The 16,489-nt window shown below is 49.9% G+C and carries 12 protein-coding genes; 9 read left to right on the top strand and 3 right to left on the bottom strand.

Annotated elements, in window-relative coordinates:
• Positions 1–46 precede the first annotated feature (46 nt).
• The 4 genes from CRP01_RS09660 (at position 47) to CRP01_RS09675 (ending at position 4,303) form a co-directional block, all read left to right on the top strand.
• A complete protein-coding gene (locus CRP01_RS09660) occupies positions 47–391 on the top strand; it encodes a hypothetical protein (protein ID WP_099149824.1) in 345 nt (114 codons plus the stop codon).
• A gap of 109 nt (positions 392–500) precedes the next feature.
• Positions 501–1,340, top strand: a complete 840-nt coding sequence (locus CRP01_RS09665; RefSeq protein ID WP_099149825.1) for a DUF6159 family protein — start codon at positions 501–503, stop codon at positions 1,338–1,340.
• 689 nt (positions 1,341–2,029) lie between these two features.
• The gene (locus CRP01_RS09670) at positions 2,030–2,650 is read left to right on the top strand and encodes a hypothetical protein (RefSeq protein WP_099149826.1); all 621 of its coding nucleotides are present in this window, start codon (positions 2,030–2,032) and stop codon (positions 2,648–2,650) included.
• Between the two features lie 123 nt (positions 2,651–2,773).
• On the top strand, positions 2,774–4,303 hold the full coding sequence (locus CRP01_RS09675) for a serine hydrolase (protein WP_099149827.1): 1,530 nt from the start codon (positions 2,774–2,776) through the stop codon (positions 4,301–4,303).
• A 62-nt stretch (positions 4,304–4,365) separates the two neighbouring features.
• Here CRP01_RS09675 and CRP01_RS09680 read toward each other — a convergent pair whose 3' ends face one another.
• Positions 4,366–5,781: a Gfo/Idh/MocA family oxidoreductase gene (locus tag CRP01_RS09680; RefSeq protein WP_099149828.1), complete on the bottom strand. Its 1,416-nt coding sequence runs from the start codon at positions 5,779–5,781 to the stop codon at positions 4,366–4,368.
• 230 nt (positions 5,782–6,011) lie between these two features.
• Between CRP01_RS09680 and CRP01_RS09685 the strand changes: the two genes are divergently transcribed.
• Positions 6,012–7,214: a T9SS type A sorting domain-containing protein gene (locus CRP01_RS09685; protein ID WP_099149829.1), complete on the top strand. Its 1,203-nt coding sequence runs from the start codon at positions 6,012–6,014 to the stop codon at positions 7,212–7,214.
• Between the two features lie 111 nt (positions 7,215–7,325).
• Here CRP01_RS09685 and CRP01_RS09690 read toward each other — a convergent pair whose 3' ends face one another.
• Entirely contained in the window at positions 7,326–9,314 is a 1,989-nt protein-coding gene (locus CRP01_RS09690; RefSeq protein WP_143473342.1) for a DUF3857 domain-containing protein, read from the bottom strand.
• Between the two features lie 122 nt (positions 9,315–9,436).
• A complete protein-coding gene (locus tag CRP01_RS09695) occupies positions 9,437–11,290 on the bottom strand; it encodes a DUF3857 domain-containing transglutaminase family protein (RefSeq protein ID WP_099149831.1) in 1,854 nt (617 codons plus the stop codon).
• A gap of 493 nt (positions 11,291–11,783) precedes the next feature.
• On the opposite strand from CRP01_RS09695, the gene CRP01_RS09700 reads away from it, so the two are divergent.
• The 4 genes from CRP01_RS09700 to CRP01_RS09715 all read left to right on the top strand — a co-directional run bounded on the left by CRP01_RS09700 (position 11,784) and on the right by CRP01_RS09715 (position 16,450).
• Positions 11,784–12,242 (top strand): YybH family protein, encoded by a 459-nt coding sequence (locus tag CRP01_RS09700; RefSeq protein WP_222845685.1) that lies wholly within the window; start codon positions 11,784–11,786, stop codon positions 12,240–12,242.
• A gap of 1,035 nt (positions 12,243–13,277) precedes the next feature.
• Complete coding sequence (locus CRP01_RS09705) at positions 13,278–14,525, top strand: Ig-like domain-containing protein (protein ID WP_099149833.1); 1,248 nt, start codon at positions 13,278–13,280, stop codon at positions 14,523–14,525.
• A 246-nt stretch (positions 14,526–14,771) separates the two neighbouring features.
• Positions 14,772–15,902, top strand: coding sequence for a TlpA disulfide reductase family protein (locus tag CRP01_RS09710; protein WP_099149834.1), 1,131 nt, complete (start codon positions 14,772–14,774; stop codon positions 15,900–15,902).
• Positions 15,899–16,450, top strand: a complete 552-nt coding sequence (locus tag CRP01_RS09715; RefSeq protein ID WP_099149835.1) for a DUF3592 domain-containing protein — start codon at positions 15,899–15,901, stop codon at positions 16,448–16,450. The genes CRP01_RS09710 and CRP01_RS09715 overlap by 4 nt, the downstream gene beginning before the upstream one ends.
• Positions 16,451–16,489 lie beyond the last annotated feature (39 nt).

The raw sequence follows: 16,489 nt of genomic DNA on the forward strand, positions 1-16,489 counted from the left end.
CTTCGGTGAACTCGTGATCCATCGCACCCGTTCCAGAGAAAAGACCATGAAAACGAACCAGGAAGCCGTGCAAAAAGCCCGGGAACTTATCAAGAGCAACCAGTATGTAAAGGACAGTGACTGGAGCGAAGCCCAACCCAGTCCGGAATCGGAAAACGATTTCCTGGAAGACCACGACTGGACGGAATACGGCGGCTGGTATCTGGGCATTCACACCGACGAAAACAAGGAGACCAAAGGACGCTACGGTTTCCCCTACGGCGACTTTCGCCGCCTGCACCGATCAGGCCTGATCGCCGCCAAACAACGCTCCGCCCAGCAAGGCTACGATGATCTGGAAAAAGCGATCGATCAGCTCCTAACCACGCTGGATAATAAAATTGACCGCTAGACGAGAGTCGCTTTTCGCAGAAAACGTACCGTTGATCGAATATTGTTTCTATTTCAGCCGGCTGCTCCTACTTTAGGTAAGATTTTTAACCATTCAAACCTACTTACCTATGTCCTTTTTTGATCGTATGAGCAATGGCTGGGCGCTTGGGATGACCAGTCTCAAAACTATTTGGGAAAATAAAAAACTGCTGGTCTTTCCCGCCCTCTCGGGAATCGCCCTGGTAGCCGTTTGTCTCAGTTTCTTCGGTGGTGCTTTTGCCATCTTCGGACGGGATTTTGAAGCTTTCTTCAACCGCCTGGAAGAGACCAATGAGATCCTGCTCTACGCCATTCTGTTTGCCTTTTACCTCGTCAGTTATTTCATCATCGTCTTTTTCAACGTGGCACTGGTGCATTGCGCCCGCTTGATATTCGCGGGACAGGAAGCCACCATCAAGGAGGGATTAAATTACAGTGGATCGCGGATCGTTTCCATTGGTTCCTGGGCTATACTGGCCGCTACCGTCGGCGTGATCCTTAAATTTCTGGAAGACCGGCTCGGTTGGCTGGGACAGATCGTGATCGGCATCATCGGTATGGTGTGGTCCATTGCCACTTTCTTCGTGGTACCGATCCTGGCTTACGAAGATCTCGGCCCCATCGATGCGCTGAAACGTTCGGGAGCCATGATGAAGGAAAAATGGGGCGAATCCATCGGCGCCAATTTCTCTTTCGGCGTATTTTACCTGTTGGGATATTTCTTCATCGTCATTGCGGCCATTGCCCTTTTCTTTGTTCACCCCATACTGGCCATCGTTTCGGCGGTCCTGGCGGCACTCCTGTTGCACACCGTAGTTTCGGCCTCCAAAACGGTCTTTATCGCCGCTACTTACAACCACATGACCGATAAGCCGGCGGGTCGCTTTGATGACGACCAGATGCTGGACTCCCTCTTTCTCGTGAAATAGAAGTGTAAGTCGGACTTGCTACAAATACCAGAGCCCACCGATTGTTGGCCGGTATAGTAGCAAGTCCGGCTGCCCGTACCTTGTATCCCCATTTTAGCTCGACTATAGCATTTTACGTTGGGTCCGGTAAATAGAATAGGAAAACGGACATTCCAGATTAATACATGGACAGGGCTGCGCCCTTCGGTGTATCTCCCCCTTACTGATCTACAAATATTTACGCAGCTGACATGGAGAAGGGCATCGCCCTGTAATATTTGTAACTGCATGATGGAGATCCGATCGGGGAAGGGCATCGCCCTGGAGATACAATGGGATTCCTCTATCAAGTGGAATGGCGCATTCAAAGAGCAATTTCAAGGTATCCGGTTTACGATAGTAGGTTTTAAAATTAGCTTACAGCTTTGCACGGGCACAGAATCCTATCGTTAAATTTGCTAAAGTCGATCTTTAAGAATTCCCCTACTCTTCACCCCCTGGCAGCCTTGCTTTTCCTGTCTTTATCAATGCTCCGGTTCGAAGATTTTAATGATGCAAGATTAATCCAGTAATTTGGCAAAATTGTCCAGCCCGATCTTCCCAATGTAAGCTACATTCAGGCAGTCCTTTTGCATTCCCTATACCTTGATCATTCAACAGTCCTGTAAGGTTTTTTCCTATCCATGTTTTTATCATTAAACCACAAAGGTATGAAGACATTGAAAACCTTTACGCTCGGTTTGCTGGCCCTTTTCAGCCTCACGATCCTGGCCTGTGAAAAAGACGTCGGCGGTTGTACCGATCCCCAATCCCTCAGCTTTAATCCCGATGCTACTATGGATGACGGCAGCTGTGTTTATGCCGGTTGCACCGACCCCGCTTCGGAAAACTACAACCCGCAGGCAAATGTAGATGATGGAAGCTGTCAGTATAAGGGCTGTACCGATGTGATGGCCACCAACTACGATCCGGACGCCAGTATCGATGACGGGAACTGCACCTACGAGCGGGATCAGTTTACCGGAGCTTACGCGGGAGATGAGGTCTGTGTCGAAAATGGGGTCGAAACCAGGTATACCTGGAATATGATCATCAGTCCGGGTAGCTCAACCGATGTCTCGGAAGTGATCATTGAAAATCTGGGAGATTTCGGAGTGACGATGATCGGCAAAGTGAATGGCAATGAACTGACCTACAGCTTTGACCAGGATGGTTTGGTGATCTTTGGAAACGGAATGCTGGCCGGTAACCAGATCACTTTCAAATATATTGCGGCGTTACCGGCTTTCAGGATATCCCTTACCTGCACCGGCGTGGCCACGCGGCAGTAAAGGACAGGTCAGATTCCGGATATATCTTTTGTCATCGGTACCCCGACCGCCCTACCCGGTCACCTCCTCTTCTGATGCCCGTAAAATTGTATTTTTGTCAGGTCATTTACCTAAATCCCTATTATGAATAAACTACAACTCCTACTCACTGCCGCCGGCCTTTTAGGATGCACTTTCCTTTCGGCTCAAACCATCAATTACGATTCACTCGAGCTTTATATCGAGCAATTGATCAGTGACTTCGAGGTTCCCGGCCTCTCCGTCGGTATCATCCAAAACGGCGAGACCCGCTTTTTGAAGGGATACGGTGTGCGGGAGATCGGCACCTCATCCAGTGTTGATGAGCACACCTTGTTCGGCATCGGATCCATCTCCAAATCATTTACGGCCCTCACGGTGGCGCTGCTGGTCAGTGAAGGAAAAGTAGACTGGGACGACCGTGTACGGGATTACCTCCCTTACTTTGAGTTGTACGAACCTTATGTCACCGAAAATTTTACCATTCGCGACCTGCTGACGCACCGCAGTGGGCTCAAATCGGTCAGCGGTGGCAGCCTGTGGTATCACTCCGACCTGGACCGAACGGAAATAATCAAAAGGTTGAAACATCTGAAACCGGAGACACCCTTCCGCTATAAACCGGCTTACCAGAATGTGATGTTTGTCGTGGCCGGCGAGATTGTTGCCGCGGTAAGTGGCATGAGCTGGGACGCATTCCTGAAAACCCGGATCCTCGTTCCCCTGAAGATGACCAATACGACTTCGATCTCCGAAATGCGGGAAGCCAGTGTCAATCTGGCGCAACCGCACGTGCGGAACGAGGCAGGACAGAAAGAAGCAGTTCAACAGGAAAGAGGAGACAATCTGGCGGCCGGAGGATTTATCTACGCTTCGGCTAAAGAAATGTTGACCTACATGCAGCTGTTGCTGAATGACGGCATGCACGGGACCGATACGCTGCTCCCGGCCGATGTGCTTGAGGAATTGTTTACGCCTCAGATCATTTTCCCGCTGTCGGGTCCGCTGCACAATGAGTTCACCTCCTACGGATTCGGCTGGTGGCTGACGCCCCGAAATGGGCATAAGATCATCGAGCACAGCGGAGGGATCGACGGCATGGCGGCCAATCTGGTGATGGTGGAAGACCTGGATTTCGGGCTGATCATTCTGAGCAATACGGAAAAGGAACCGGCCACCTCAATGCTGACGTACAAAATCCTTTCGGAACTGCTGAACGAGCCGGCAATAGTGATAGATTACGAAGACATCAAAATGCGCCGAAGTAATTATCTCCAGCAACTGCAAGGGATGCAGGAACGGTTTGAACAATTCCGCATCAAGGATACCCAGCCATCTGTGGCCCTGGCCAGTTATGCCGGCACCTACACGGATGAGATGTACGGGGAAGTATCCATCCAGGTACGCAACGAGCAGGAACTGGAACTCTCTTTTTCCCATAGCCCGATCTTTAGCGCCAGGCTGATCCACTGGAATTACGACACTTTTCGGGTCGACTGGGACGACATCCGGGTGCCGAACGGCTTCCTGACTTTTAATTTTGACGTGAGACAGCGGGTTACCGGATTTAAACTCGGGCAGGGCAACCTGCTGGATGTCGACTTTTCCGAACTGGATTTCAAGAAGCTCAAATAATAAACCCGTTGCCGGCTGTTTGCCGGCAACGGGTATGCTGATACCTGCGTACAGGTAATGGTTTACATATTGTAGAATTCTTCCCACCCTTTTCGTGGTGGTGCACCGGTCAGCAACATATTCGCCAACGGATTATTGGTGATCTGTTTGGTTTCCCGGTCAAATTCCAGTTTGGCATTCAGGCGCTGCGCCAGTACACCTAAGGTGAATACCTGGCTCAGCGGACCGCCTACGGAGAACGGAGAACGGGTCTTTTCTTCCCCTTTACAGGCCAGCAGGAAGTTGGCGAAGTGGTTGGATGTACTTTCGGGTACTTCCGGCAGGCTGCTCGCCATATCCTTGGCTTTTTCTTCCGGAATGATACTCAGCGTACTACCGTGAGAACCACCCTTGAAGGTCAGTTCCTTGCTGTAGATGATCTTACCCGGATTCAGTTTTGCCGGTTGCAGTTTTCCGTCACTTGGCGGCGGAATATTCGGGTCGATCTCGGAAACGCCGTAACCGTCCGGTACTGCCGGAATATTGTCCAATCCATCCTGCCAGGTAATATCCATCGCCGGCATATCGCCGCGTTCGGGGAATTTGAAGATGATGGTCGAAGACATCGGGAAGAAAAACGGATTATGTCCGTCCAGTCTCGTCGGATTAATTTCATACGGCAGGCCAAGATCAAGGAATTCGTGGGCCGTATCCATGATGTGTGCGCCCCAGTCGCCCAGGGCTCCCATACCGAAATCGTACCAGCAGCGCCACTGTCCGTGGTGGTAATCCTCATTATAATCGTGGTGACAAGCCGTCATCAGCCAGGTATCCCAATCCATTGTTTCAGGAATCGGCTGCGCTTTGGGCCAGCTGCTCATATTCGGATCCCAGTCGTGCCAGCGACGGCGACTGTTCATGTGGGCGGTCATGGCCGTCACATCCTTGATGATGCCGGCGTCCACCCAGGTCTTAAACTGGAAGTAGTTTGCTTCGGAGTGGCCCTGGTTACCCATCTGGGTCACTACGTGGTGCCGGTCCGCGCAATCCATCATCAATTCCACTTCCTGGAAAGTACGGGCCATAGGTTTTTCCACGTAAACGTGTTTCCCCTGGGACATAGCCAGCATGGTGATCGGGAAGTGGGAAAAGTCCGGCGTACCGACACTGACCGCATCGATATCATCGCCCATTTTATCAAACATTTCCCGGAAATCGTGGAAGCGGGCCACCTTTGGGAATTTTTTCAGATTTTCCTGGGTATGTTCCCCGCCCATATCCACATCACAAAAGGCGACCAAGTTAGCGTGGCCGGTATCGTTCAGCGAACGGGTGATCGCTCCGCCCCGGTGGCCAATGCCACAACAGGCCAGATTGACTTTATCACTGGGTGGAACGTGTCCAAAGGCTTTGCCCAGAATGCTCGACGGAACGATGGTAAATCCAGCGGCGGCGGTAACGGCTGTTGCACTGGTATTGAGAAATTTTCTTCTTTTCATTGATATTAAATATGGTCAGCAAATCGGATATGCGGGCGTTGGAGCCCGGATTATATTTAGGACGGCTAGATTAAAGGCTACCATTACTGCGGCACCTTTGGCGTTTTCACAATGGTAAGTTCACGACCAAATGGTCTTCGGCTTCACCGATTATAAAACGCTTCCGCTACCTTTACCGGTGAAAATAAGCTTAGTCATCCAGATAACGAAAAGTAAATTAGCGCGCCCTTATGATTAAATTCCTATCCCTCCCGATGGTGCTCTTGCTATTTGCTATTGCCTTTCAGAGCACGGTATTACCGGCACAAGTCAATAACAAGCAATTACTGGTAGCTGATTTCAGACTTCCTAAGATAGTTGCTTATGATCTTAATGGAATACGCCTGGATACTATTGTAATGGATAGTATCAGTATTTATTCCTTTATGGTTTTGGATGAAAAACGCAATAAGATCTACCGTACACACAAGATTGAAGGAGAAAATCCCTGGGAAATTGAATCAATAGATCTCAGTACAGGTGGGCGGGAACCCTTGCTTCAATACAAGGGAAATTCTGACGATTTCTATCTTGATACCTTCAAGGACCGCATCATCTTTAGTTATTCTACCGACAATTACATTCTTGCCTACGATATTCAAAAAGAGCAAATCGATACCTTATTACAAACCGACAGACGTCCCTACTCCTTTGCCATTTTACCGAAAACCCACGAATTGATCTGGACGGAAGGCCCGGGTGGAAGCCCGAATTTCAAAACACACAAAATATTTTCTGTCGACCTAAACACCCAGACCCAGGATCTGATCTATGAACACGAGGATCCGATCGACCGGATGGTAGTCGACTCGCTCCACCAACAACTCATTTTTTCGGCCCGCAACGGGATTTATTCCATTTCTTTCGATGGCACTGCTTACGATACCTTGTATCAATTTCCATCTGATCACCATCCATTTGCCCTGCTCCTCGAACCCGGCACGGATTACCTCTACTGGACGGACTACTCCATCGATGAAGTCAGGCGCGGAACCATTTTCGGTGATCCATTTACAACCATCGTCGATGGGTTAGATACGCCAACGGGAATAGCTTTTACCTGTCTGAATAATAGTCAATATATTTCCTGCGGTTCGGGATCCATCACCGCAAGTTTCAACCCGGAACTGCAAGCTCCCGGAATAAACATTTATCCCAATCCCACGGCCCAAAGTGCCCGGCTTTCCATTGAGCTTAGAGAAGCTCAGGAGGTTAGTGTATCGATACGATCCGTTCAAAATGCCCAACCTTCTTATCTAATCAGGCGGATCTACCGTCCGGCGGGAAGCTGGCAATTTGATCTGGATACCAGTGTCTATCCTTCCGGCACTTATATTCTTACGTTAGAAACCGCGATTCATCGGAGTTCTCATAAGTTAGTGATCGTTAGATAGTCCTTATGGTTCATTCATGATCCAGATCTCCAGCGCTTCCCGTCACCGAGTCTCCCCCACTCCCCGTCACCAAGTCTCCGCTCCTCCCATCACCGGGTCGCATAGTCTTTATCAGCTTTTTTGCAAAACGACCTGCTGATTGAATTGCTTAATGATCAGATCCAGATATCCTTTGATCTTCTGATATTCTTGCGGACTGTACACCGATTTTTTGATGTGGTAGTGCGCGTTGATCGTCAAACTCGTTGCCGTTTGCTGGGGCGTGATATTGACTTCCACCAACTCATTACTTTCCTGGAATGCTTTCGGTGCGTCGGTGAGTTCATACCCCTCCGGGATTTCCAGGATGATCCGGAATTGATCCATCTTCGGATAAATGAAATCCACCGGGTAGGTTCGTTCTTCCTGACGCAGCAAGTTCTCCTGCATGGGAAAGTCCAAGAACGGGGATAAAATGAGGTTTGAGCCGATCTGTTCTATTTCACTGGTCCCTTTGATACCGATGATGTAGGGTTTATCCGGTTCTTCGTATTTGGATGTACGGACCATCTCAACCGTATGGAGGCCTTTACCCTTGAAGTACGTTTTCAGAGATTCCTCGTCGTCACGAAATCGCGTCCGGTAGAGGTATCCCTCGTACTCCGTAGCCTGAATGGAAACGGTGGTAGTTGCCGTTCGGGTGTCCGGATCGAGTTTAAACTGGATCTGTTTGTTTTCCAAAGCCGTGATCTCGCTGTTTAACTGCAACCAGACGGGCTTGCCTTCCTGTACGACCAGACCAAGTTCATTCATGCAACGGGGTGGAATGCGATTGAAGGGCAGAGCCGTGCTGGTTGCATCTGCCAGAAAAGGCTGCCCCGCCTCTACGAAAGCGATCACGTAATTAAAGAAATGTTCGAATGGATATTCCGTGTGGATCTTGCCGTGATCCCGGGTACTGATGAGCAGTGGTTCCGCTTTCAGGCCGGCTTCCTGCAGAAAAGCGACCAGTAACAAATTGAGTTCGGCGGCACTACCGGATTTTTGGGACCAAAGATCTTTCGCCGATTTGGAAGTATACTTACCGTAAGTCTGGTTCCAGCTGAAATTGTCCTTCACGTACTGGATGATCTTTTCCGCCTTTTCTGCTTCAGAAAGACTACTCACATCCAATTCCTTTTCCAGCAATTTGCCCGTCAGTTTACGGCTTTGCTTCAGGAAATCGCCGAAATGATCATTTTTGAGCAAAGACTCGTTCAGGTTTTCCCAGGTCGTAATAATGTCCGTCGAGCCACCCTGGGGCCTGTAAAACCGGGATAGCTGGAAATCGATCTTCATCAGGTAATCATTCGGAGAGGTGATGTAGGATTCGTCCTTGAAAGCGGGTATATCCTTGATCGCATAGGTGTGGATCAGATCCTTGAATTTCACCCCTCTCCCGTAGCTCTGGCCCATTGCTTCGGTGACATTCCCCCAGCGACGTTCGAATTTCCCCTCTTCCGAATGTTTGACGTCAAATTCGGTGATCCCCTGGGCGATGTAAGCGTAATCGTAAAAGGGGATCATACTCACCTGGTACTGGCTGTAGAGTGTAGGGATCTTATCCTGGAAGGTCCAGTCCGGCAGGTTAAAATGGAAAGGGGTTTCCAGGACGTAGCGGTATTCAATAACCGAACCCTTTTTCACATCGGGAAAGACGAATTTCTTCACCCGCCACCGCTCATTGATCTGTTCTTCAAATATGGAAGTCGGGGCTACCGCTTTTTTGATCGGACGCCCATTCTCAAAGTTATAGGTGAAAGCTTCAATGCTGGCCACCCGCTCGGTTTTTCCGTACCCATCGGCGTAAAAGGGAATACGGACTTCGGCCAGATCCGTCGCCGATTGATCGAATATTTTCACCCGCCGCGTACGGGTAAAACGAATATTATAACCTCCGTCGAAGTCATAAAAATAGGATTCGCCCAGATCAAATAATACGACAGCCGGTGCGTCCGGGGCTTTGTCGTAACTAATCATATTGATCTGATCCTGTGACATGGAACCGAATTCCATAAGCGGATCCTGTGCCCGCAGCGTCAGGCTGAGCAAAAAGCAGAAAACAAAAACAAAATTTTTCATGGAATGACCATTTTTTTTATTCAAAGAGTCGCATTTAAATCTACACTTTACCCGATACGAAGTGATCTGAATTCTGACGGTGTTCGACACCTCAGCACTCCAACCAACTTTACATCAGGCTATTAATCGTCGGAAACCGCCGTCAAAACCACAGCGGCCTGCTTCCGGGCGTTTCGAATGGCCTGGATAAAATTATAGAGCTCGGGATAGGTTTCCAGGGGATAATCGCCCCGGTATAATTGGAAGGTACGGTTCAACACCATACCGGTATCTTTCAGTTGGTAATGTTCCGAATACAGCCCGAATGGCGTTTCTATGGCAATTGGATCGGGCAGTTCCACCCGGTATTTTGCCAGAAAAGGCAATTCGTAGAACATTTCATCCTGCTGGTTGACCGGATAAGGTATACGTACGCTTTGCTTACGGACGGACGGCGATTCCAGATCCGGCAGGTCGATTTCTGGTGGCTGCAGCACCACCAGGCGGCCAATCCTGCGAAACTGATCCCTGGCCTCGAGTTCCAGTTTCAGTTCCAAGTCCGTCTGATCGCGGTGCGGCTGGATGATCTCCCAATTGCTCAGCTTCACCGTTGACCAGGGGATCCCCGCTTCGATCCGGTCCTGCAACTGCTGATCGGTCAATTCGCGTCGACCGAATAAAAGACTTTCAAAAGTTTTTCCGCGCAGCCGTTGACTGACCTCTACCCGACCCTGCCCCGACTCCTGCAATTGAAAACGGTAAGTCGAATGTTCCAGAACCTCCGACAGCTCCATGGTCGGTGTTCTCACCAGTCGACTGTTCATGCCATCCACCCAGAGGGCCAGTCGGTTTTGGGTAAACGTTCCGAGGTAATTGTAAGGCAGGTAACCGGCGGTATTCTCCAGCCAGATGGTATCGCCTTCCAGGGGTACTCCGAGAATAACGTGATTGAATTGCTGACTGGGCAATCCGGCCTTCACCCGTACCGGATTGCTGCCGGCGTGAATGACCACGTAGTGGGAAGGAATACCCGCCCATTTCAGCAGGGCCTTCATATAGATGGTCAGTGCCTTGCAATCGCCGTATTTATTTTTTGCCACATAGGCCGCCGGATATGGCTTCAACCCCCCAACGTCAATAGCGACGTTAATGTACCGGGTATGATCCTGAAGGTGGTGGTACAACTTTTGAATCCGCTCCCGCTGGTCCGTAATACCCGCCAGTAGTTTGTCTACGACCCTGCCTTCCGCAGCCGGCAATTCATCCAGGGAAGCATTGAGACGCTCGTGCCAGTCGCCATATTCCGCCCAGGATCCCATCGATCCTTCTATTGCATAATCGAACCGTTGGGGGACCACCGTCGCCAGCGGGATGATCTCGGAAAAAGGCGGAGCCAGCGTTTCGGACTTCGGCACTTCCACTACCTTTGCCTGCCAGCGGTGCAGGACCACGTCTCCCTGTTTTTCCGTCGTATAATCCAATGCGGGAGAATAGTCTATCGCTAGCGGATAATCAGCGGGGACTTCTACACTTAAAGATGCACTGAGGGTCGGTACGGTTGTGTACAATACCGGATGCCACCTGGCTACGTAGATAAATTTCTGTTCGGTAAGGCGGTAACTGTACCGGATCTGGTAGGGAAATTCGTGCCAATGGAGTTGAAAGGTTTGTACGTAATCATCTTCGTGGAAGGAACTCTGCGAAATATTGCTGCGAACGGTGACTTCCTTCTTTTTCAGCTTTCTCACCGTTTGTCCGGAGCGATCCACGATATAAGCTTCCAGCAGGTCCAATTCCTGATCTGCGCTGTAGGGTATTTCAATATTCGCCAGGTCTTCCTGATCTTTATGATTGATCTGGATCTGAAAGGACTTTTCCGTAATGCGTTTGCCCTTTTCTATGCGAACGAAAGTACGGTAATCAATGACCTGCCCCTGGAGTACCGTTCCTCCGGAGAATATCCACAGGCAGCATATTATCAGAGAGAAGCTTTTCATAGTCAATATTTTAGGCCGGTTAAAGCCTTGCTGTGGTCTGAAAGCCAGATGAACTGCAAAAATAAGAAAATGATCATCCTGATGGTATTATTTATTTCAAGTTGCGATACTTGAATTGTAGAGAGTAGATGGTTGAGCGTAGAGAGACTGCAGCCGTTAAAATGAGCGATTTTGCTCCATTTTAACGATTGGTAATCCCTCTACCCGCTACTCTATACCCTCTAATGCGAATCAAGGGTTAAACTTGGAATCAATGTGCCTTTAGGCACAAAAAGTAGGTAACAAAACGAACATTTCCCGGCTTAGCGTGCCGTAGGTACGCCATGTAAAACCATATTGCGTACCTACGGCACGCTGAACCTCCCAAATTTTTGGACGGGCTACCTATATCTCGTCCCTCCGGGACTTTTAACTCCTGATTCGCATCTCTACCTAAGTTCCATCGCAACTTAGATTATTTATTTACTGGCACTTAATGTTTATCTTTCTTGCTATGACAAAAAACGCACTACTTTTCCTATCGGTAATCGCCATACTGGCCGGCTGCTCTTCCGCCCGACAGATGGCCTCCGGTCCGCAGGCCGAACAAGCGATCCATAAGCTGATTGATCAGTATTCACTCGCCAGAGCAACTAAAGATACCGCTTTACTAAAGCAGATCCTGATACCCGAGATCGACCAGCTGGTATCCTCCGGCGAATGGCGACGGGGGATCCGGACCGCGATCCGGGGCATGCAGCGCAGCTCAACGAACAATCCCGGAACCAGGACGTTAACAATAGAGCAGGTGCGATTTTTCAACCGGGGTTCCGCCGTAGCCGACGCGCGCTACGTGATCGAAAATCCGGATGGTTCCGCCAGACGGATGTGGAGTACCTTCATCCTGGTGCTGGACCATAAGCAGTGGAAGATCGCCGCGATCCGAAATATGCTGCCGGCGGCCAGGGATTGAACCGATCCCGGCTTACTATTCCCGGTATTTTGCAGTAAGCTGGAGATTTGGCAATGCCGATTCTGGCCTTTTTTCGTAAAAAATGCTGCAAATTCGGGTCACCCAGGCACAGCTTTTTGTGACACATTAATCAGTTAACCAACTGATAAACAAATCTAAACCTCCATTTATTTACAACTTAAGATGTCACAAAATTTAAATTTTTCAACAAAAAAATGTTGAAGATTTTTATTAAAGATCTATTTTTGCAATGCCGCCATGTAAAAAACCGGGACAAATACCTCCTTTGCCAGCTCCCTGTTTTTAGTCAAAACATACCACATAATAAAAAACCCACTCTTTCTCCTGTTCCCCAAAACAGCGTACTGTTTCATCCTTTTGTAAGGATGCTAACCCAAGCTTATTATACCTCTAAGTCGGGATAGCAGTCAGTGTGATGGTTTAGGGATCATTCTGTGGTACTCCTTACTCAATTTCCAATTTTGGTTTAATCTACTGCATTACAGCTGATTACAGTCAGCATGCAGTAAAGATCAGGTATGGTTTTCGATGATCCGGGTTCACTCCCAGATCGCATTGGAGATCACTATGCCTAAAATAACCGGACCGATCTGGCGATCTGGCGATCTGTATCGGAAAGCCGGTTTTATGAGCCGGCGGAAAAGACCAAACCCTACCCAGTATTAACCCAACACTTTTTTATACAGAATAAACACAAATTTACTATGAAGAACACATTCCTAACCGTTCCGGGCCCGCTGATCTATCACCGGCGGACTTCCCGGAAACCCGATCGGGACGACCGGCGCTTAACCGCAGCTGGATCAGCCTGATCACCATTTACCAATTGCTTTTTTAACCTCCGATCGAAAGTGGACCGGTCTTATTGCCGGCACCGCTCCGACGGAACTATACCAAGCCTGATCGGTCCGAAACCGACCGGGCCCCGGATCCTTTTGTCCGCAGCCTTAAACCAACTGGCGGCAAGGGTCCCGATTAACCCAAATTTTTATTTTAACAAACACTCAATGTACAATGAGAATTACAAGATCATTACTAATCACCTGCAGTCTGCTATGCCTCACCGCCCTGTCTCTTTTTGCCCAGAACGTTGATTACGGGATTGTCAAAGAGGGAGATACTTACACTGCTGTTGCTTTTCCCGATTTTAGCAGCGGCAATGTGACCATCTCCACGGCAGTATTCACGCTACTTCTACCGGAAGGAACCCTGACGGATCCCGCTATTCCCGATCTGCCCGAAAACGGAAGTTTTACCGACCATACCGGTACCTGGAGAGCTTTTGCGCTGCGCCCGGACGTATACGAAGGCGTCGGTTACGATCCCGCTGATCTCGAAGGCAATGATGTCTACAATGTGGTACTGCAAAATTCACCCAGTCCGGCGGCCGCTGCCGGGCAGCCTATTCCGCTGTTCAGTTTTCAACTGCCGGCCGGTTGTACGGGCGGAAGCGTCAGCGTACTCATCAACGACAGCCCCATTCAGCAGGCTATCCTGAACAACCTGAATGCCAACTTCAACAACCAGATCTCCATGAGTGTGGACGATGCGCCATCCGTGGATATCTACAGCAGCAACGATCCGGCCACGGCCGCTTATTCCTGCGGTGGAGAAACGGTAGACGGTAAGCCGGAGGCCCGGTCCGACCGGGCGGTAGCCGGTCCGGCTCAGACCATCACGATCGATGTACTGGCCAATGACGACTTTGGTCCCAACGGTGCCGGTAGCGGATCTATCCGGATCGTTTCCGCTCCCGCCTACGGTACCGCTACGGTCGACACCGGAGCCAATGCCGATGATCAGAGCGATGACGCTATCCGGTATACTCCTGCACTCGGCCTGGTTGGCCAGGATGTACTGACCTACGAGATCTGCGACGCCGACGGCGACTGCGATCAGGCGAGCGTGCGGATCCGCTATAGCCTGTTCCGCGCTAAAGAATCCACTGAATCCACTGTTTCCGCCGTCAATACCGGAACCCAGGCAAGCAGTTTTGAACTGGCCGCCGGATCGGTTAAGACCGCACCGAACCCCTTCCGGGAAATGACTACGCTCGGTTTCCGCCTGAATACCGCGGGTACCGTAAGCCTACGCATCTTTTCCAGCCAGGGGCAATTGTTGCACCGGATTGAAAGCGACTACACCGCCGGACAACACCAGATCGAACTGGATGCCGCCAACTGGCCGGCCGCCGGCATGTACGTCTACGAACTGCAGACCCCGGATTTCAAAAAACGAGGCCGATTGATCCGGATGGATTAAAAATCGTGCCCCTCCGTATGCGGTAAGCCGCCTGCCTCCGGGCTGTGGTGAGCTCAATATACAGACCCGGCTTACCGCTTACAGACCAACTAAGAACCTATTGTTGAGTACAGTTGCCCGGCAACTGACTACGTTTAATCTGGAGCCCGTCCCCGGTGGATGAGGCTCCAGTTTTTTTTGTGCCTGCTTGTAGGCATGACCATCCAACCAAAATACCCCGCTGATACTCTTTAGGTTAAAAGGATCATGCACCGAAGCGCTCTACTACTGCTTTCCACCACCTTAGCCCTCTACCTCCCGCTATTTTCCCAAACGCGGGATACCACCTTTCGCCTCAATGGAAGCCTGGCTGATATCGAATCCGGTACCGTCCAGATCTGGCAACCGCGATCGGATTCCAGCTTTTATGTATTTGAGAACGGCGTTCCTATCCGTCAGGGGAAATTCCAGTTCAACGGACATCTTCAATTTCCGCAAACCACCAATCTGGGTATTTTCGATGAAAACGGAACTTTCCTTTTCGATTCGGGATGGTTTTATATTGATCCCGGAGAGCAGGAAGTACACATCAAATCTGCTCAGGAAGTTATCTCGATAACGTCCAATGCTACTTCTTTCAGGGAGTATGCTGCGGGTTACCAGCCGGTGAATGATTCATTAGACCTAATCAGACGAAATATCATCCGGGAACTGGATAAGGCCAAGTTTGCATCTCTTGGTCTGGCCGTAATGGATAGCTTAAACCGGCTCAAAGTTCGCCTTGAAGCACAACAGGGGATCTTTCTGATGGAATATGTGTTAGCCCATCCCCAAAGTTTTGTCAGTCTGGACGAAATTAGCGCCTCCATCAGCCTGGAAAATTATGTTTTCGCGGAAAAGGCATTTTTCTTTCTTGATCCCGAGTTAAAAAATACGGTAACCGGCCAGGAAATTCAACGGAAGATCGATCGGGTAAAAGCCCTGGAAATTGGTCGCCGGTTCCCGGATTTCGGCTTACTGGATACGGCCGGGGTATCTACTTCCCTCCATCAAATGGAAGGCGGGCGTTTACTACTGATCGATTTTTGGTTCAACAGCTGCGGTTTCTGCATCCAGCAGTTCCCCGAATTACGGCAGCTTTACAAACGTTACCAACCCAAAGGGCTGGAGATCATCGGCATTACCGTAGATAAGGAACGGTTTGCAGCAAACTGGAAAAAAGCCATCCGTACTCACCAACTTCCCTGGCCCCAATACTGGGATTTTAACGGATTGCAAAGCGCGGATTATTTGATCAGGGATTTTCCCACAAATTTTTTACTGAATGACCGCGGTGAGATTATTGGGCGTAATTTGGCTCTAGAGGAACTCCAACTTTTCCTCGAAGAACGATTATGATAATCCTCCTCCTGACCGTTTCGGGAAAACAGGCTAAGCAATTAGCCGATCTCATCATTTTGCTATTGCTCGCCGGCTTTCTGGTCTACGGCGAGCCGCTGCTGTACAGCAAATCACCGGTATGGCGCTGGATCCCGCTGTTGCTGGTGTTTATTGCCCTGCCGGTCCTGCTTTACCGGACCCTTAAATGGCTCAGCCAACGAACCGATATTGCCGCCATTATCGCGCTGGGTGCTCCCTTATTGCTGGGTCCGGCTTTCGGTTTGATCATGGAAAGTCGCTCGGAACGGGATCTCCTCCGGCACGGTATTACCACTCCGGGCACGGTGGTGGAGCATTGGCGCGACCATTCCAAGGGTAGTGCCGGCTGGCTGCTGGTGTGTACTTTCTCTGCGGACGGTCGGATATACCGGACCTTTTCCGAAGCAGATCCCGCAAACCGATACGCTGTCGGCGATACGTTACGGGTGTTATACTCCGCACGCAATCCGGAGAACAGTAAGATCCTGGAACTCAATCCCGCCTTGGAGGCAAAACTTTCCGACTGAAATACGCCACCGTGGAACGGGACCCGATATTGGCCCTCC

Origin of the sequence: Flavilitoribacter nigricans DSM 23189 = NBRC 102662, assembly GCF_002646595.1 — a bacterium.
In the GTDB taxonomy this organism is placed as follows: Bacteria; Bacteroidota; Bacteroidia; order Chitinophagales; family Saprospiraceae; genus Flavilitoribacter; species Flavilitoribacter nigricans.